This is a genomic window from Nostoc sp. 'Peltigera membranacea cyanobiont' 213, assembly GCF_002245975.1.
In the GTDB taxonomy this organism is placed as follows: Bacteria; Cyanobacteriota; Cyanobacteriia; order Cyanobacteriales; family Nostocaceae; genus Nostoc.
In genome coordinates this window covers 1-18,965 of sequence record NZ_NOLI01000151.1, presented here as the reverse complement: position 1 = coordinate 18,965, position 18,965 = coordinate 1, and the positions used below count along the sequence as shown (strand labels likewise).

The window sequence follows — 18,965 nt, the reverse complement described above, 5'->3', positions numbered from 1 at the left end:
ACTCCCCACTCCCCCTTGGATATTGATTCTGTAATACAACCCCTTCAACGGTTTGGTGTCCATCTCGGACTCGATCGCATTGTCAACTTATTGGCAAATCTCGGCAATCCTCATCACCAAATTCCGGTAATTCATGTTGCTGGTACTAATGGCAAGGGTTCAGTCTGTGCCTATCTTTCTTCAGTACTTACTGAGGCTGGTTATCGCACAGGACGCTACACTTCACCGCATTTAGTCGATTGGACGGAACGTATTTGTTTAAATGAACAGCCAATTTCCTCAGAGGAATTGAGCCAATTATTAGAAAAAGTCCAAGCGGTTATTCGGTCTGGTGACGAGGAGATCCCCCCAACCCTCCTTGAGAAGGGAGAGTATGTTTCCCAATTAAAAAGAGAGGATAAGGGGAATCAAACCTTTTCAGAGAAATATGGGAACCCGACTCAGTTTGAAGTAATTACGGCGGCTGCTTGGTTATATTTTGCCCAGCAACAAGTCGATGTGGCTGTGATAGAAGTCGGACTAGGAGGGCGTTTGGATGCTACAAATGTTTCCTTGGAACCCTTGGTTACTATCATCACTTCCATCAGCCGAGAACATTGGCAGCAACTTGGCCCCACGATCGCGGACATTGCTAAAGAAAAAGCTGGTATTCTCAAACCTGGATGTCCTGTTGTGGTTGGAGGATTGCCACCGGACGCAGAAGAAGTTGTGCGATCGCGTGCTTTAGAATTACAATGCCCAATTTTTACGCCCCAACCCGCCCGTCAAATCGCTACAGGATCGGCAGAATATCAAACACTTAAAAATTCTCAATTAATTAAATATCCTTTGCCATTAGCGGGACAAATTCAACTAGCAAATTCAGCTTTGGCAATAGCAGCTTTAGAAATTCTCCAACAACGGGGTTGGCAGATTTCTGAAGAAGCCATAATTAACGGCATGGCAAAAACCCAATGGCCAGGGCGGATGCAATGGACTACCTGGAACAACCATAAATTATTACTTGATGGCGCTCATAATACAGCTGCTGCCCAAGTTCTTCGCCAGTATATTGATAGCTTAGACCCAGTTAACCCCAAACCCGTCACTTGGGTTATGGGAATGTTTGCCGATAAGGATCATGCTGATATTTTTACTGCCCTGCTACGCCCAGGCGATCGCCTTTTTTTAGTGCCAATACCAGTAGAATCTTGGCCGGGTAGAACTTCCGCCGATCTACAGGAATTAGCAAACCTAGCTTATAGCCTTTGTCCCAAATTAAGCGATCGCCAAATCCATCCAGATTTATTCACAGCACTAGAAGCAGTTACCACAGACGATTTAATTATTGTATGTGGTTCTCTTTATCTAGTAGGCGACTTTCTAAAAACCGCCAATATAATTCGTAAATCATAATTACGAATTACGAATTACGAATTACGAATTACCTATTATTCCACTCTTGCGCCGCATCTTCTACGGCTTTATCTACAGTTTTTTCCCCTAACATTGCTGCTTGTAAGTTCTCATAAACTGCCTTTTGCAGTTTGTTAAAATCCTTCAAATTAGGGGTTAATATTTCTGCCTGGTGCAGTTCTGTAGCACTCATAACTCGCGCTTTTTCTACTATTGAAGCATTAGCCGGAACATCTTTAAAGTAACTATCAGACAATGCTTTGACTGTAGAAGGTAAGACATTTGCCGCTTTAGCGAAAGCTAACTGATTTTCGTCATTGGTGACAAATAAAGCAAACTTCACAGCGCCATCTGGTTGTTTAGTGTCACGGGGAATAACTATGTTCATCACAGCGACATTTTTCTTGCCCGTGTCACCAGTCAATTGAGGGGCTATTCCCGTGGCTTGGGCGATTTTCGGGGCATTATTAGCGATCGTTTTTAGAAACTCTGGCCCCGAAGCTAGAAACACAGTCTCTCCAGATTGGTATAAATCAATCGCGTGGCGATGTCCTTGCGTTAAAGCCTCTTTAGGCAGTAATCCTTTTTTATACAAGTCCACCCAATACTGAAACGCTGCCTTACCTGGTGCTGAATTAAACGCCGCTTTCCCATCAGCATCTATTAGGGCAACTCCCATTTGTACAAAAGATTCCAGTACTTCACCAGAATCTTGCGGTACAAACGTCACAAAAAAGGCATATTTCCCTGTCTTATCTTTAATTTGTTGCGCTGCTTGTGCTAATTCTCCGTAGGTTGCAGGGACTTTATTGATACCTGCCTGTTTTAATAAATCAGTGTTATAAATGGTTAACCGTGTGGTGAGATACCAAGGAATCCCAAAACTCTTGCCATTAAGCGTACAAGATTCCCAGATATTTGGTAGATAGGAGGAACGTATATCGTTTGAGACTTTTGCATCTAAATCTAACCAGGCATTTCGTCCTGCAAGCTGGGAAGCAAAACCCGGATTGAGGTTAACTACATCAGGTGGCGTTTTTGCTGAGACAGCTGTTAAAATTTTGTTCTCCATAGCCGCCCAAGGTACATCGACCCAGCTAATCTTTATACCTGGATTTTGCGATTCAAAATTCGCAATTAGGTTTTTGAAGTAGTCGGTAAATTGAGGTTGGAGTTGCATTGTCCAAAACTCAATAGTTGCTGCTCCTGAATTAACTTGTTTTGTATTTGTACTGACATTACTTGTACTGCAACTTACAATCCAACTGGTTAATAAGCCAAGCATTACAAAAGCAACAAGTTGTTTAAATTTTCGCAATTGAATCATTTTCCCAGTATTTTTACGCTTGATAGGTGTGAAAAGCTTAGACAGAATTGTCGAGATTATAGGCTAAATAAATTAATTAGCACCAAGTCCGTTTTTAGTATCATTTAAATTTTCAATTTAGCAGTCCAGCGGGCACAACTGTGGTAAAAAGCTTCAAAAGTCTGTTTGGCAAATCAAATAAAGGGGTCGGCATTGAACTTGCTCCCGAACGGGTCAATGTAGTTCAGCTACGCAAGCAGCGTCAAGGCATGAAACTAGAAACCTTTATATCGGTAGCAGTTCCCGAAGGTGTAGTTATCGATGGTCAAATCACCGACCCCGCAGCAATGGCGCAATTAATCCAGCAGGCGCTAGCTGAGAGCAAAATTAAAACTTCTCGTGTTGCTACTGGTGTACCAGGGCGAGATTCTATCGTTCGGATTATACCAGTGCCAGCAGAGTTAGATGACAAAGAACTGCGAGAAATGGTACTCAACCATGAAGCAGGTTTATATTTACCCTATCCTCGTGAAGAGGCTGATGTAGATTATCAGAAACTTGGGTACTTTGTAGATGAAGATGGCATTGAAAAAGTACATGTACTCCTAGTTGCCACCCGCAAAGAGATTACGGATACCTATATCAGTACATTTGAGCAGGCAGGATTACAAATTGATGTTTTAGAAATTAACAGTTTTGCTCTGATTCGGACTATTCGCGAGCAATTGCGACAATTTGGGCCGCAAGAAGCAGCAGTACTAGTTGATATAGAGTTCGACAGTACAGAAATTGCCATCATCGTTAACGGAGTGCCGCAATTTTCGCGCACAGTTCCAATCGGAACTTATCAAATGCAAACAGCCTTAGCAAGGGCAATGAGTTTACCCACATCACGAGATATGGAACTGTTATATGGAATGATTATTCCTCCAACTCCCATAGACGGCGGGAAAACCGGCGTTACCGAACTCGATCCTGGTATGGCAGCCATATTAAGAGTATTGGGAGAACTAACAGATGAACTGCGCCGTTCCATCGATTTTTACCTCAATCAAAGTGAAAATTTGGAGGTAGCGCAGATTATATTAGCTGGCCCAGGAGGTGGACTCCAGCAGCTAGATGAATTCTTTACCCAACGACTGAGCTTGCCAACTACCCAAATAGATCCAATCGGCTCTTTATCCTTGGAAGTTGACACTGAGAAATATCCACAGGTGCAACGCTCTGGGTTGGCGATCGTACTTGGTCTAGGAATGCGGGAGGTGTAACAAAATGTATAGCCTAGATGTTAACTTTCTAAAAGATCGCCCAGCATATCAGAAAAAGCCTGAGAGAAAGGGAGGAATATCCCTAAACCTGCCTACAGGAAATTTGACACCAGTGTATATAGGAGTTGCTGTAGGTGTAGGTCTTCCAGCTTTATTGGGAGTTGCTTGGTGGTTATTGCAAGGGAAGATTGTTGAATTAAATGGTCAAATTGCACAACTAGACCAAGAAAGCAAGAGGTTAGATACAGAAATAGGAAATCTTAACAAAATCAAAGCCGAGACGAGTGCAATTAAAGGGGAAACTCAAGCATTAGTCACTGTATTTGACCAGATTCGACCTTGGTCAGCAATGCTGCAAGATTTGCGCGATCGCATTCCAGCCGCAGTGCAAATCGAAACTATCAAGCAAACTCCACCCATTGCAGTAGCGGCAGGCCAGCCCCCAAACAATCCTGCTGGAGGATTAGAAATTACCGGATTGGCTCGTTCTTTTAACGATGTCAATGATTTCTTATTAAGTTTACAACAGTCTCGATTCTTGAAGTCCACAGAAAGCAGAATTATAACAGCAGCCTTAGTGGATGCTCCTATACCACCAGGTACGGCTCAACCTACTAATGGTGTAATAATTAAGCCACCTCAAGTAGTTAAATATACTATTCAATCGACTATGAGCGATGTTCCAGCTTCGGAATTAATCCGAGAGTTGGAAAAAAAAGGCACAGTGGGGTTAGTGACTCGAATTCGTAGTATGCAACAAACAGGAGTCATTTCAAAATGACGCTGAGTGATGATTTAAATTTTGCCGAACATGGTGGGGAATTCAACTCGGAAACGCCGGCCCACCCCGTGATATTTGGCATTGCCTTTACACCAAAAATCATTGGCATTTTGGTGGGGGTAATTGGTTTAGCAGGAGCAGGTTATATATTGTTAAACTTGCTGATGCCAGCTTTGGAAAGCTATCAGCAGCAGCAAGCAAAAAGCTCTGAACTGCAAGGGCAAATTGAGCAAAAAAAAGCCAATATCAAACAGATTGACAAAGTTAAACAGGAATTAGCTCAGGCAAAACAGCAAAAAGTACAAGTTTTAGCTTTATTCGCTAACGAAAAAAGTTTAGATACATTACTGTTAGATTTGAACCGCTTAATTGAGTCTGGAAATACTCCAACTTCTGTTAATGCAGTCAGAGCCAAACTGAAGAAGTTTGTGCCAGTTTCCCAAAAGCCAGAACCGATTATTGATGGAACTTTAGGATTACAGGTTGACGGGAAGCTGGAACGCAGCAGTATCAATGCTGAAATTACAGGAACTTATGAGCAAACACAATCGATAATTCGTAACATTGAGCGGTTACAGCCTTTGTTAATAGTTAAAGATTATCAAGCAACTTTGGCTCCAGTAGAGTCAAGATCCCCATTAGATAAAACACCTGTACAGGTTGGGCCAGCAGCGATTAATACATCATTCCAGTTACAGGTATTGATGCCACTTAGTGCAGAAGAAATAGCTGCCGCCGCTGCTAAAGCTGCCCCGAAAAAGTAGTTAGGAACGAGAAGTTAGGAGTTAAGAGTTAATAGTGAATAGTTAGGAGTTATCATTCCTAACTATTCACTCCTAACTCCTAATTTCTCACAATTTTTTGTAAACAAGGTTTTATAAGGTGAGGAATGAACTGTGAAACAGCTTCACGGTAATAGTTTTATATTGGGTACTGCCGCTTTTGTATTTTTGGCAGCGCAACCAGTTTGGGCACAAATTAGTCAAGTTACTAATGTACAGTTAAGTCCAGTTAATGGTGGAATTAGCGTTGCTTTGAAAACTTCTTCGGGTTCGCGCCCCCAAGTTTTCACTACAAAAAGAGGCAAGACTTTAGTCGCAGATATTATCAATACTCAATTACGATTACCACAAGGTAATAGCTTTCGTCAAGATAGCCCAGCGCCAGGAATTGCGTCTGTCGAGGTTAATCAGCTTGATGCCAATAGCATCCGGGTGACGGTAACGGGGAGCAACAATACACCTGAGAGTCAACCGGTGGTGCGATCGCAAAATGGAATTACACTCGGCTTTAGCCCATCCGCAGGCACTATAGCATCAGCACCAACGCCAACAGCGCCAACATCCACAGCGCCGCCTGCGACTACTCCAGCCCAATCTGGTCAAAATTCAGGTGTTCTAGTTCCAAACCCAGAAATTACCATTGACGGAAAACCTGCACAAGCTGCTGGGCCCGGCCAACCTCTGAGTCAGGCTCCACCTTTCTTACCCAGAGCCGTTGCCCCACCGGTGGGAGATATTGCTATTTCCGCTACCGATGCTTCTCCTAGCACAATTGACTTAGGAACTCAGGAGCGTGTACCTCGTTTAGTCTTGCGAGATGCGCCAGTGCGTGAGGTTTTGTCACTGCTTGCTCGTGCTGCTAATTTGAACCTAGCTTATGTTGGCAGCGAGCAAGGTGGTACTGCACAGGCAACTTCTCAAACAATCTCGTTAGATATAGAAAACGAACCAGTTCAAGATGTGTTTAACTACGTCTTGCGTTTGAGTGGTTTAGAAGCTAACCGCAGTAATCGCACAGTTTTTGTAGGGCCTAAACTACCTAATGCGACCCGTGATATGGTTATGCGTAGCCTGCGACTCAATCAGGTAACAGTGGGAGTCGCCCTAAACTTTCTGGTCGGTTTAGGGGCAGAAAGTGCTGTCAGCCGAGAACGGCAAGTCACTAGTGTTAGTGCCATAGCTGTTGGCAATGCAGCTGCTCCTATTACCCAAACTCAGACGACTACAGAAACCAAAGTTGAAACTCAACGTGTTGATTACAAAGACTCTAACCCATTACTTAGAGGTCTACAGGCATTAGGAGATGAGCGCACCAATTCTTTGACCCTGATTGGTCCTCCTCGGCTAGTTGAGATGGCGATGGCTCAACTAACTCAGCTTGATATCCGCCGTCGTCAAGTAGTAGTCAATGTCAAGATTATCGATGTTAACCTCAATAACACCCAAGACTACAACACTAGCTTTTCTTTTGGGCTTGGCAACAACTACTTCAGCAGTGATGGTGGTGCAGCATCTTTTAATTTCGGTGGTTCCAGACCAGCTACTAGTTCTGAAGTAGCAAACAGTGTGACTCAGACACCTACTATTACGAATCCACTGACAGGAACCCCTTTTGTTAATCCCAACGGTACTGTATCTATTCCAGGAACTACCCCAGGTACGGTAGTGGTAGACGCAAATGGTAACGTCACTAGAATCGCAAACCCAGGAAGTGGCTCTTTTTATCAACCTATTTCGCCCGCTAGTACAAACGCCTTACAACCAGGTTTCACTAATATTACTCCAGCGACCGATAACATCATTACAAGGAACGCTGATGGTACATCAAGTATCACACAAGGTACTTTGGGTACAGCTACTACAGCTTTGTCTTCTCTATACCAGTTTCCCAAACGTCTTCTCAGTAGCTTGCAAGCTCAAGTGACAAATGGCAATGCCAAAATTTTGACCGACCCAACCTTGATTGTGCAAGAAGGTCAGCAGGCTCTTGTAAATCTGACTCAGGAAGTAGTAGGAAACATAACGCTCCAAACAACAGATACTTCGGGTGGATCGAGGACAGAAAGAACAATTGAGAAACAAAAAGTTGGTTTAACATTAAATGTGAAAATTGACCGGATTGACGATAATGGTTTCGTTTCTCTATCGGTTGCTCCTACTGTCAGCGCTCCTACAGCCTCACAAGATACAGGAAATGGACAAATTATCTTAGTGTCTGAACGTTCTCTGACTTCTGGCTTAATTCGCTTACGAGATGGTCAGACGCTCATTCTCTCAGGGATTATCCAAGACCAAGATAGGACAAGTATCTCCAAGATTCCTATTTTGGGCGATCTTCCACTGATTGGTGCGCTGTTTAGAAAGACAAATAGATCCAATCAGCGCAATGAGGTGGTTGTATTGCTCACGCCTCAAATTATGGATGACTCTGAAAACTCCTCCTACGGCTACAACTACAATCCCAGCCCAGAAGTGCGCCAAATTCTTGAGCGGCGGGGGTTGAAGATTCCTGGTAGATAGATAAAGATGATGAGCAGGCGAGTCACCTTTGGCTCAAATTCTTACACCTCTTTTTGCTTTGAACTAAAGTTCAAGTATGTCCCTCTCCAAGTCGGCTACGGTGTACACACAAGTCTTATAGAGTTGCCTCATAGGCTTTTGATCCCCCCAACCCCCGATAAATTGGGGGGCAAAAGTCTCTTAAAGTCCCCCAATTTATCGGGGAGCCACTGCGGTCTTGGGGTCTCCCCAAGTGGAGCATGTGGCGTGGATTTAGGGGGATCTCCAACAATTTTGGGTCTGTACAGAGATGTGTGTACACCGTAGCTCCAAGTCGGAGAGGGATAGTTTTGCGTGTAAAATCTCTCAGAGTACTTTTAATTGGGCTAATTTAGACAGACATTATATTAAGGCGTTGAATTCAGGTTAAACAGAAGAAACAATAATTTTGAATTCCTTGGGTAACTTGTGGCAATGTCACAAATCGTAATCTCAGACAAATTCTTACGCCTACATTTTCAGATGCTCTAGAATGCCTGCGATCGGGTAAAGCGATTGTAGAAATTGGCCCAAATATTTAGTACCCTGCCTCAGACACTTCTGATATAGCTAATCTAGTATTCATAATTATATCTCTCCCTCCTCCCCTGTTATCCTCACAATGCCTCTGGTGGGCTGCCCCTACGTAGTTCTTAATAGGTATTTTTTCCTACCGTAGAGGTGGTTTTTAGTGAAACAACTACCCTAAAATGACAAAAAATCCTGAAATCTATATAAATTAATGGTTTCATCTATCCACATCAGGCTACAACACCTTAGAATGATTCATTGAAAAGTCGAGCCGATGGGATGTACAGCCGTTTTGAGTAAAAATACTCCCAAAGGATGATTTTTTATTCCCGCGAACCAAGATTTCAGTACGGATGTACCATGTGCATCCGTAACGAATCTCAAGTAAACCTTCAGGAGTTTGATATGAACAAAGGTGAATTAGTTGATGCCGTAGCTGAAAAAGCTAGTGTTACCAAGAAACAAGCGGATGCAGTCTTAACTGCCGCTTTGGAAACGATTATTGAAGCGGTTTCCTCTGGTGATAAGGTAACATTGGTGGGATTTGGCTCATTTGAATCACGGGAACGTAAAGCTCGTGAAGGTCGCAACCCGAAAACAAATGAAAAGATGGAAATCCCAGCGACGAGGGTTCCTGCCTTCTCCGCAGGAAAACTGTTTAGAGAAAAGGTAGCACCCCCAAAAGCATAGGTTCTGTCTTCGGGAACCCTTTTTTAATGCGGCAACCTGCACACGGGGGAAATTTAGCCTGGGCAGCAGCACTGGCTGGCTGTCCCCCTGATGCTATTCTGGATTTTTCTGCTAGCATCAGCCCGTTGGGGCCTCCAAACAGCGCGATCGCTGCCATAATGTCCCAACTTGGTAATCTTAAGCACTATCCAGACCCAAATTATAGTGAACTGAGACTAGCTCTCAGTCACTTCCATCAACTACCTCCTGAGTGGATTCTGCCGGGTAACGGCTCCGCAGAATTACTTACTTTATTAGGTAGAGAATTGGCTCAATTAGCCGCGACAATTTTAATCACTCCAGCCTTTGGCGACTATTACCGAACCTTGGCAGCGTATAACGCTAATGTGCTGGAGTGTCCTTTGTCATTGGTCACTGGTCATTGGTCATTGACCAAGGAGAAAGGAGAAAAGAGAAATCACAAAGGACTATTGCTGAATAATCCCCACAACCCAACCGGAAAAATATTTTCACGGGACTCTATTTTGCCCTACCTGGAGCAATTTGCTTTGGTTGTGGTGGATGAAGCATTTATGGATTTTGTACCGCCTGATGAGGAACAAAGCCTGATTCCAGTAGTGCAGGAATATGCAAATTTAGTAATATTGCGATCGCTAACTAAATTTTACAGTCTCCCCGGACTGCGATTAGGATATGCGATCGCACACCCCGACTGCCTAGCTAAATGGCAGCAATGGCGTGACCCCTGGCCCGTCAACACCCTAGCGGCGGCGGCGGCAATTGCGGCACTCCAAGATACGGAGTTTCAGCAGCAAACCTGGGCATGGCTACCACCTGCACGAAACCAACTCTTTCAGGGTTTGGCTAAAATCTTAGGATTCCAACCCCAAGTAAGTGCTGCTAACTTTTTACTGGTTGAGTCCCAGAAGTCTACTTCGCAGTTACAGCAACAATTACTCAAGCATCACCAGATTTTAATCCGTGATTGCCTTAGCTTTAAAGAACTAGGCGATCGTTTTTTCCGGGTTGCTGTACGTGAAGAGTCCGATAACCAACGCTTACTAACAGCGCTGAGTGGGGAATAGGGAAGATGAGGTAACTTTCATTCTCCATTCTCCGCCATGACAAATGACAATTGATAAATGACAATTGACTATGATGTTGTAATTATTGGCGGCAGTCTTGCTGGATACTACGCTGCCCTTGCTGCCACCCAACTACGTGCTACAGTCGCCCTGGTGGAACCTAAAGTAGACTACAGGTTTACTCATTACCATGCTCTTACCGAAATTGGTAAACTGGCACAAAAGTTGAATGATGCCGCTAGTTTTGGTATCCATGCCACACATACTGATACCTCAGAAGAATGCCACGTATTTATGGCATGGCAAGAAGCGATGCTATATGCTCAATGCATCGCCTCAAATCTCAAAGAACAGCATTCTCCCGCCATATTAGCCGCGCAGGGAGTTGATATTATTGTTGGTAGCGGTCAATTTCAATCTTCACCCCAACTTGCTTTTACCGTTAATAATCGCCGACTACGCGCCCGTACTTATTTGCTAGCTAGTGGTTCGCGTCCAGAAATTCCAGAGATTGAAGGATTGCAAACTACTGGCTATCTAACCCTTTCTAATATTTGGCAATCCCTAAAGGAAGCGACACTACCCAAAAATTGGGTCATTATCGGCGGGATTCCCCAAAGCATTGAAATCGCTCAAATTTTAGCGCGGTTTGGTTGTAGTGTGACACTGGTGGTCAAGTATCCATATCTTCTACCCAATATCGACCCTGAAATAGCCATATTGCTTCAGGCGCAGTTGGAAGTCGAAGGTGTGCGCGTCCTCACCGATAAAATAGTGACTCAGGTGAAGCTGATTGAGAATAAAAAATGGATTCAAGCAGGAGACAAAGCCATTGAAACCGATCAAATTTTAGTGGCGACTGGACAACAGCCGAATATTGAATCCCTAAATTTGGCAACAGTAGGCGTGAAATGGCATCGGCGGAGTTTAGTTGTGAATGATAAACTACAAACTACTAACCACCGCATTTATGCCTGTGGTGATGTAATTGGTGGTTACGACTATGCCAATATCGCTAATTATGAAGCAAAAATTGCCCTGAACAATGCACTATTTTTCCCCAGGTTACGAGTAAATTATGGCTCCATTCCTTGGGCAATGTTTTCTGTGCCGATGGTGGCGCAAGTGGGTTTGACAGAGGCACAGGCAAAACGCCTATTTAGTCGAGATGAAGTTTTAGTTTTGCGTCAATATTTTAAAACAGTTGCAGCAGCCCAACTTCGGGACGAAACCACTGGTATATGTAAATTAATTGTGCTACGCAACGGTGAAATTTTGGGAGCTTCGATATTGAGCGCAGAAGCTGGAGAATTGATTAATTTGATTGCCTTAGCAATGTCCCAAAAAATTAAAGTCAAAGATTTGGCAAATCTATCTCCTGTCTATCCCAGTTTTTCAGAAATTCTGGAACAAGCTGCAAGAGAGTGGAGTAAGCAAAAGTTAAATAGCAATATTGCTTTGCAAGAGTTTTTAGAAGGCTTCTTCCATTTCCGCCGCAATTGGAATTTGTGAGTGGGGAGTCAGGGCTATTTCATTCTCATTTAGCCCACCTCAGAATAAATTCTGAGGCTAATAGCAAAAGTCGTCTAAAGACGACTAGAAAGGCTTTTAGTCCAATACAGTTCAGTTAAGCATTTCTTCCTTCTCTTTTTTTCTTCCTTCGTGTCCTTCGCGTCCTTCGCGGTTCGTTAAAAAATAACTTTGACAAAAAGTTTTAGCCTTAACTGAACCGTATTGGCTTTTAGTCCACTAAGCGTGGACTTGGGCTATTAGCCCGGAACATTAGTTCTGGGCGGTTTATGTCTAGAACGAAATAGCCCTGAGTGAGGAGTAGGGAGTTAGAAGTTTGGAGTTGAGCTTTTGAACTCGGAAGTTGGTTTAAAACCCTTGCATTATTACCCACACTACCCCAGCCGCTACTAGAGGCACGCTGAGGTTATCTGTGCCGTGGGGCGAGACTGCCTCTGCTAGGGTGGCGAAAGTAGCAGTTACCACCGCCGTCAACAAGGCCCATCCGAAACCCAAAGGCGCTGCTAGGGGACTCAGCGATGAACCAGGTAGCAGCAACAGCACCAAGAAAATCACTACTGTACTTGCTACAAACATTGCTGCCGAACCTTCCCAAGAACGCACAGAATTTCCCACTTGGTATTTATGCTGCCCGAAGCGTCTGCCGATTAATGCTGCTAGCGCATCACCCCAGGTCATCGCCATTATCCCTGCAACAGCGATCGCAACGCTATCTACTGGCCCCTCTGGTCGCCACAGTAGCCCGAAAAGCAGCGTTACTGAGATAGCGAAATAAACTGTACCAGGTGAGCTATCCTGGGTGTCCATTGCGCCGATAACCCGGTAGCGGTAAAACAGGTAGTTGAGTCCGATAAAACTAGCAAAAGGTATAATTCCGATTTCCCACTGGTTAAATAGCAGCAGGACGCCGAAAACCCACATCCCTGCACCAATATGGATTACCTTGCGGGTCAAATCCGGCTTCACACCAAACAGCCTACGCAGTCCCTCGCCAATGACAAGCAGACCAATAGCGTAAATATAAGAAATTGCTAGTCCGATAAAATCATTTGTCATTTGTCATTATTGGGCATTGGGCAAAACAGTTCCGGTAGCGGGGCGTTTAGTCTGTGCTGAGTTAAGAGTTTTGTTTATCTCCTTACCCCCTTGTCCCCTCCGCCCCTCTAGGTAAGAGACTTCCACACAATCATCTCAGTTGGAATGAGGATTTGCTCGAACTGCTGCACTACGAGCAAGAAAAATTGAAACAGCAGCGTGGTTTTAGTCGTTGATTTGGGCTGACAAGCTCCTCAAGTCCGCCCCGACCACTCCACGTTGTCGTATGATTTACAACGAGTTCTTAAATCTTGAAAATCATAAATTGTAAACTCTTTGGGTATATTAATGTTTAATTGCTGTGACAACAAAGCAGTAAAGATAGCGTTGTCAATTTAAAAATAATTGAATTAGGTTATGGAAGATAGAAGAGAAAGACTTGATAGCCGAACCTTGCTCAAAAGATATGCTGCTGGAGAAAGAAATTTTGCTGGAGTTATATTTGGCTCCTCCATGCTGGATGGAGAAGATTTGCGAGAAATCAATTTGAGCGGAGCCGATTTGATAGGTATTAATTTGAGTGGTTCCAATTTGAGTCATGCCAACTTGACTGGAGCCAGACTGCTGTGTGTAAATCTGTATGCCGCTAATCTCGAAGGTGCTAACTTGAGTGGAGCTGACTTGAGTGGTGCTGATTGCATAGGAACTAACTTCAGAAATGCAGACCTAAGCGAAGCTATTTTAAGTGGCACTGATTTCACTGGGGCTGACTTGTATGCGGTAGAAATGGATGATGCTATTTTGATTGCCACCGACTTTAGGGCGGCCCAAAATTTCAGTAGTCCCGGACAAGGTTCTTTGGTCTGTAAAACCTTTTGGGCGGACGGGGAGTTTTTCAAAGGCCCCGACTGGTATGAATAATGTATTTATTAATTGAAGACTTATCATTAGGGCTAATACGGGGAACCGGGGACACGCGAACGAGGAGAGATTTTAATAACAAGTGATTACCCGGACTTGATATCACTTACTCCGATCGCTATTTCGTCTAAAATTCTTTTCTATTAACGAAGCATTACCAATACCTTGAAGGATACCACGACCGATTAAACCTAAACCACGACCGATTATTTGGGTGAGGATGAAGACTATACCGCTACCTAAAAAAGATAATAGTGATTTTAAGCGCGGTGCGATCGCATCACTAAATTCTAGAAGCAATGTCACTATCAAAGGAATATTAGAAAGTTTTCCTAATTCCTGATTTCGAGGAGCATAAACTGAAGTACTGGCAATGCCACGAGGCGCAATTACAAATAGCTCATAGCGACTTTCAAAAACTGCTTTTGGTTCGTTGATATAATTACTCAATCGATATTTCCATGATAAATCGTTTCGAAATCGTTCAATTTCTCTTGTAGAAATTAATTGCCGACTATAAAAATTTTGTTTAATCTCTTCTACATCTGCTAAATAATTTAGTAGTGGTTGAACTACCCCATTAGCTACCTGAATTAACAAGTTCTCTAAAATCATTAATGTTTGGGATTTTGCTTCAGCACTCACCACTGGATAGGAGGTATTATCAATGTTCAATTCCGTTTGAAATAGTAGATAAGAATACAACTCGCAAAATAGCGGAATTTTATTGAGAATATCTCTTTGCACAACCTCTGCATTTTGGAGTAATAACTTAACAATTTCTATATTGTTATTTCCTAATTTTATCCGAGAAAACTTTCCAAAAAAATCTGTAATTGCGGCTTGCCATAAATTGCCTATTAAGGTACTTTTTACCTCATTTAATTGACTTAACTGGATTTGAGATGCACGCAATTCATCCAACTGTTCAGCCAGTTTTTGCAGAATCAGGTAAAGTAATTCTCGTTTTTTATCTTCACGGAAGATGTCAATTTCTAAAGGGACATCTGTAACATTTCTTAAAGGAAATTGAAGTTTAGTAACACAAGATGTAAACAAGGCAGATTGTAGTGTTCCTGGACTAAGTAAAGGTGAAATAGTTTGCCTTTGCTCAATGGCACTACTCAATAAAGGTGTGAGCGGTAGCTCATCAGCAACCGGAATATGTTTCTCTTGCCTTTCTTGGGATGAAACTAACAACCCATTTAACAACCAACGAGCCGCTAGGAGTTCTCGCCTCCGTCCAGCTAGAATTGCTCGATCTAGTACTGGTAATCCAGGAACTTGTAATTGTGTTGTGACTGCGGCTAGAGTAGTCTCGATGTAAGCAATTCCTGACAAACGTAAATTATTTCGCAGTCTGGAAAAAGGTAGTGGGGAGTAGGGAGTGACGCGATTAATCGCGTCTCTACTAGGGAGTGAGGAGTTAGGAGTTGCGTTCGCTTCTGTGTCCCGAAACCAATAGTCACCACCATCTGCAACTTCTTGCATAGCAGCGACTAACTCAGGTAGTGGTGTACCTTTGGGGCAGTAGCCATTTACACCAATAGATTTGGCAGCTAATAGCAGTCCTTGTTCTTGCACAGAACTTAGGAGCAAAATTGGCAGGTTGGGATATAAGGCTTTGAGTTGCCGACAGAATTGTAAACCTAGCTGTTGGCTGGTGGTGGAGCGACCATTACCGAATTCTAAAACCAGTAAATTTACTTGTTTAGGGTCTTCTTGGGCAATTTCTGCTAAAATTTGCAAGGCAGTGGTGTCAGTTTCTACTACTCCTGTTACTTCCAGGTTAGGAATTGCTTCCAGAGCTACCCGTAATCCCAGACGAAAAATCGGGTCTTGGTCGAATAACAATAATTTTAAATGGCGATCGCTCATATTCCATCAATTACACAACCACTGTTTTTTACTAATCAGAAAACAGCTTTGATACAAACAAAACTTTGTCTCCCTCATTGTTACCTGTTTTCGCAAACTGATAAATCGATCGTAATTGCCATAAACAGCCGTCACTGTGTAATTAAATGAACTTGAGTATTCGGCACTGGTTGGCAGAACGCCATATCGCAATCAATCAAATCAGAGGGTTTTCGGCAGGGCAATTGGCAGGTATTGCCTATCGGATTGTTCAGGATATGGAAGTCAAAAGCCTCATGCCTTTTGATATCTGTACCTTGGTAGAAGTTTTAGAACTACCTTTAGGGATTGTTTGGGAAGAAATCAGTGTCATTTCCCAGTTAACAGAAAACCTGTTGCGTAGTCTCAGCCAAAAAAAACCTTTAAAACGTAACGAAGGCACATGGCTAGCGTTTCAAATTGCCTATCTCCAAGCTTTGCAAACAATTATAAAGCAGGAAGTAAGCTTGCAAAGACCGTGGCTAGATCGGGCAAGTATACCAATTAAAGCCCAAATACTTAAAGAGGATGCGGGTAAACTCACCCTCCAAGATTCGCAACTGCAAGGATTACTAAAAACTCTCACCCCAGGTAAACTAACTGATACTCAGGCGGAACAAGCACTGTCTCTGGTTGCAGATTCATTACTGGTACAACAAATAAATCATGCTGTCATCGCTTGGTTAGTTGCCAATGGGGCAGAGGAATTTGAAGCTAAACTTTTAACACAGCGTTTGTCCAACTCACTTCCTGGTGACATACTGGTAGTCGTTACCGAAAATGCTGCCCCTTTAGCCCAACTACAAAAGTTTTTCCGTTTGGGGATTTCATTATCTCCCAGTTTGAACGCTCCAGAAGTTGGTTCTCCAGTCGGTGAGAAAATTGATTTGCATCGAGAACATTACCGTGCAAGTTTGATTAAAAACCTCAGTATGCCGTTGCTCATAGAATCCTTTTCTCTCAAGGATATCTATGTACCACAAAAAGGCTTACCAATAGAGGAAAGTATTTTTGAGCAGGAAAAAAAACCTGTTAAGCCGGTTGATTTAAAGACATGGGCGCAGCAACAGCTAGCTGATTTAGAAACGATCGCTATGATTGAGTCGGAACCTGGTTATGGAAAAACCAGTTTTTGCCAACTCTGGGCAGCACAGATAGCACAAGAATTATACCCTACTTGGATGCCTATAGTAATTAGGTTACGGGGTGTAACTTATGGCAAAACTTTCACCGAAACCCTAAATTCTGCTTTTGATGTTGATCTTTCAACTTGGTTAGAGCAACAAAATCCCCCTTGTCTGCTGCTGCTAGATGGTTTGGATGAATTGCCCCCTTCTGCTCATGGTATAAGAACAAAAGCAATTTTTATTCAGCAATTACTGAACTTTAAATCTCAGCATAGACACAAAATTGTGTTAACAAGTCGGTCAACAACATTACAAGAAATCGCCCCAGAGATACCTCTACCATTGAAGCGAATTATCATTCAACCGTTGGATTTAGACGAATTCAAACAATGGTTTCAGCAGTGGGCAAAAGTACAATCGTTGGCGATCGCTCAAAATTTCTTTACATTCTTAAAACAGTCAGGCTTATTTGCCAGCCAATCAAGGTTTACAGAATTATCTCCCCTTGTCCGTCAACCTCTGATGCTGCATTTATTGGGCATTTTACACCGAGATGGACTGCTAGATGATGAAGTGTTGCAATTAGCTGCTAATACCCCAAAGTCTTCTCTGTTAGAAATTTACCATCGCCTGAGTCGATGGTTATTGGGCTATCCGCTAATTGGTGAGATCAAGACGATGCTGCTGCGCTCAGGATCGGCTCATATCCACCGAACTCCAGAAGCGATCGCTAATTTACTCGCTAATCGTCATCCCCAAGATTTACTTGAGCAGATGCAAGCGATCGCTTTGAAAATTTTACACTCTCAACGCCATCAAATTAATTTGGCTGGTGAATTTAATTCTCTACCAGGGTTTTATTTTAAGATTCAGAATTTAGAAAGCTCAGAAAAAAGCGCAGAAAAAACTAATTTAATTGAGTTTTCGCATATTAAGCTAGGAGAATTTCTTTGCGCTAAGGCTGTGACTGCTGAGTTGAAATTATTGACTCAGTGCCAAAATGAGGCTTATGGTTCCCTCACTTTTGTGCTTGATTCTCCCAGTAGTGTTGCCCAGCATATTTATAATTTACTGGGTTATGGCATCCTTAGCCAGGAAATTGAAGAACTGGCGATCGCAATTTTGCGTCGGGAGCAAAAGCACAAGTTTTCTTTTGAAGTTTTGTTCCAACGGCTTTTGTCTTTCTGGCGTGGTTACTGTCAAGGTTGTTGGTTGGATGAAGGGATAGTTCACAAAGCTTTGACTCATTTCCACGCACTGCAAAACCCAGTAAATGTTGAGCAGGTGAATGCTGCGGTAGGATTAAATGTGTTTTTATTGCTTTGTGCTTGTTACCGAGAAACAAAAATCCCTTTTTGCCCTTGTGGCAATCCACTTAATTTAACAGAATTCAACCCAGAGGCTTTGAGTGTGCTAATTGCGAGGACAACCGTTTTGCACAAAACTGCCTTTGCAACCCGAATCAAGTCTCTAGCTGGACTCAATTTATCGGGAGCCTCTTTGTTGCAAGTGATGTTAACTGGGGTAAATCTTGAGCAGACAAACTTATCCAATGCGGAGTTAATCGGGATAAATTTGGCTGGAGCCAATTTGCAACAGGCTAACCTTACAGGCGCAAACCTTCAACAAGCTAACCTTACAGGCGCAAACCTCCAACAGGCTAACTTTACAGGCGCAAACCTCCAACAGATAAACCTGATAGGGACAAATATTAATTCAGCGAATCTCACCAACGCCTGTTTATTTGATGCCATCCTTACTGAGGCTGACAAAAAATTAGCTGCTGATAATGGTGCTTTGTTCTCCAAAGAATCGTTTCAAAGACTGAAAAATTTGCGTAGTTTACCGCCGCAGGCATCGCACCAACACTTATTAAACACCGTCAAAATTACACCAAACACAGATAAGAATTGGCCCAAACTCCCTGCGATCGGAGTAATCGAAAGCTCCGAAGGTACAATTTTACCAGTAGGTTTATATGATGAAGATGTCGAAGATGAAACAGTTTTTGGCAATGACTCCATTGATGAGAGTAGTACATATTAGTAATTAGGCATTGCTTATTTACCCCTACTCCCCC

Annotated in this window: 13 protein-coding genes; 10 read left to right on the top strand and 3 right to left on the bottom strand. The window is 43.0% G+C overall.

Annotation, left to right across the window (positions count from 1 at the left end; genetic code table 11):
• Positions 1–15 precede the first annotated feature (15 nt).
• Positions 16–1,395, top strand: coding sequence for a bifunctional folylpolyglutamate synthase/dihydrofolate synthase (locus tag CDG77_RS28475; protein WP_094332621.1), 1,380 nt, complete (start codon positions 16–18; stop codon positions 1,393–1,395).
• Positions 1,396–1,423: 28 nt separating this feature from the next.
• Here the strand turns inward: CDG77_RS28475 and CDG77_RS28470 are convergent, their stop codons facing one another.
• The gene (locus tag CDG77_RS28470; protein ID WP_094332620.1) at positions 1,424–2,722 is read right to left on the bottom strand and encodes an ABC transporter substrate-binding protein; all 1,299 of its coding nucleotides are present in this window, start codon (positions 2,720–2,722) and stop codon (positions 1,424–1,426) included.
• 140 nt (positions 2,723–2,862) lie between these two features.
• Here CDG77_RS28470 and pilM point away from each other — a divergent pair, with 140 nt between their 5' ends.
• The 7 genes from pilM to CDG77_RS28435 all read left to right on the top strand — a co-directional run bounded on the left by pilM (position 2,863) and on the right by CDG77_RS28435 (position 11,888).
• On the top strand, positions 2,863–3,969 hold the full coding sequence (pilM, locus tag CDG77_RS28465; protein ID WP_094332619.1) for a type IV pilus assembly protein PilM: 1,107 nt from the start codon (positions 2,863–2,865) through the stop codon (positions 3,967–3,969).
• A 4-nt stretch (positions 3,970–3,973) separates the two neighbouring features.
• Positions 3,974–4,750 (top strand): PilN domain-containing protein, encoded by a 777-nt coding sequence (locus CDG77_RS28460; protein ID WP_094332618.1) that lies wholly within the window; start codon positions 3,974–3,976, stop codon positions 4,748–4,750.
• Complete coding sequence (locus tag CDG77_RS28455) at positions 4,747–5,514, top strand: pilus assembly protein PilO (protein WP_094332617.1); 768 nt, start codon at positions 4,747–4,749, stop codon at positions 5,512–5,514. Before CDG77_RS28460 ends, CDG77_RS28455 begins: the two co-directional genes overlap by 4 nt.
• A gap of 132 nt (positions 5,515–5,646) precedes the next feature.
• On the top strand, positions 5,647–8,052 hold the full coding sequence (locus tag CDG77_RS28450) for a type IV pilus secretin family protein (RefSeq protein WP_094332616.1): 2,406 nt from the start codon (positions 5,647–5,649) through the stop codon (positions 8,050–8,052).
• Positions 8,053–9,006: 954 nt separating this feature from the next.
• Complete coding sequence (locus tag CDG77_RS28445) at positions 9,007–9,291, top strand: HU family DNA-binding protein (protein ID WP_010998076.1); 285 nt, start codon at positions 9,007–9,009, stop codon at positions 9,289–9,291.
• A gap of 26 nt (positions 9,292–9,317) precedes the next feature.
• On the top strand, positions 9,318–10,376 hold the full coding sequence (gene cobD / locus CDG77_RS28440) for a threonine-phosphate decarboxylase CobD (protein WP_094332615.1): 1,059 nt from the start codon (positions 9,318–9,320) through the stop codon (positions 10,374–10,376).
• A gap of 57 nt (positions 10,377–10,433) precedes the next feature.
• A complete protein-coding gene (locus tag CDG77_RS28435) occupies positions 10,434–11,888 on the top strand; it encodes a dihydrolipoyl dehydrogenase family protein (RefSeq protein WP_094332614.1) in 1,455 nt (484 codons plus the stop codon).
• 366 nt (positions 11,889–12,254) lie between these two features.
• Here CDG77_RS28435 and CDG77_RS28430 read toward each other — a convergent pair whose 3' ends face one another.
• Positions 12,255–12,962: a diacylglycerol/polyprenol kinase family protein gene (locus CDG77_RS28430; protein ID WP_094332613.1), complete on the bottom strand. Its 708-nt coding sequence runs from the start codon at positions 12,960–12,962 to the stop codon at positions 12,255–12,257.
• 396 nt (positions 12,963–13,358) lie between these two features.
• Between CDG77_RS28430 and CDG77_RS28425 the strand changes: the two genes are divergently transcribed.
• Complete coding sequence (locus CDG77_RS28425) at positions 13,359–13,862, top strand: pentapeptide repeat-containing protein (protein ID WP_094332612.1); 504 nt, start codon at positions 13,359–13,361, stop codon at positions 13,860–13,862.
• Between the two features lie 102 nt (positions 13,863–13,964).
• Here the strand turns inward: CDG77_RS28425 and CDG77_RS28420 are convergent, their stop codons facing one another.
• The gene (locus CDG77_RS28420; RefSeq protein ID WP_094332611.1) at positions 13,965–15,740 is read right to left on the bottom strand and encodes a DUF3685 domain-containing protein; all 1,776 of its coding nucleotides are present in this window, start codon (positions 15,738–15,740) and stop codon (positions 13,965–13,967) included.
• A gap of 146 nt (positions 15,741–15,886) precedes the next feature.
• On the opposite strand from CDG77_RS28420, the gene CDG77_RS28415 reads away from it, so the two are divergent.
• The gene (locus CDG77_RS28415) at positions 15,887–18,931 is read left to right on the top strand and encodes a pentapeptide repeat-containing protein (RefSeq protein ID WP_094332610.1); all 3,045 of its coding nucleotides are present in this window, start codon (positions 15,887–15,889) and stop codon (positions 18,929–18,931) included.
• The last annotated feature ends 34 nt before the right edge of the window (positions 18,932–18,965 follow it).

Bases quoted from the DNA above. Each gene is read 5' to 3' on its own strand.
- CDG77_RS28445 (WP_010998076.1), top strand. From the start codon at position 9,007: ATGAACAAAGGTGAATTAGTTGATGCCGTAGCTGAAAAAGCTAGTGTT.
- CDG77_RS28435 (WP_094332614.1), top strand. From the start codon at position 10,434: ATGACAATTGACTATGATGTTGTAATTATTGGCGGCAGTCTTGCTGGA.
- CDG77_RS28420 (WP_094332611.1), bottom strand. From the start codon at position 15,740: ATGAGCGATCGCCATTTAAAATTATTGTTATTCGACCAAGACCCGATT.
- CDG77_RS28470 (WP_094332620.1), bottom strand. From the start codon at position 2,722: ATGATTCAATTGCGAAAATTTAAACAACTTGTTGCTTTTGTAATGCTT.
- CDG77_RS28460 (WP_094332618.1), top strand. From the start codon at position 3,974: ATGTATAGCCTAGATGTTAACTTTCTAAAAGATCGCCCAGCATATCAG.
- CDG77_RS28425 (WP_094332612.1), top strand. From the start codon at position 13,359: ATGGAAGATAGAAGAGAAAGACTTGATAGCCGAACCTTGCTCAAAAGA.
- CDG77_RS28415 (WP_094332610.1), top strand. From the start codon at position 15,887: ATGAACTTGAGTATTCGGCACTGGTTGGCAGAACGCCATATCGCAATC.
- CDG77_RS28455 (WP_094332617.1), top strand. From the start codon at position 4,747: ATGACGCTGAGTGATGATTTAAATTTTGCCGAACATGGTGGGGAATTC.
- CDG77_RS28430 (WP_094332613.1), bottom strand. From the start codon at position 12,962: ATGACAAATGATTTTATCGGACTAGCAATTTCTTATATTTACGCTATT.
- cobD (WP_094332615.1), top strand. From the start codon at position 9,318: ATGCGGCAACCTGCACACGGGGGAAATTTAGCCTGGGCAGCAGCACTG.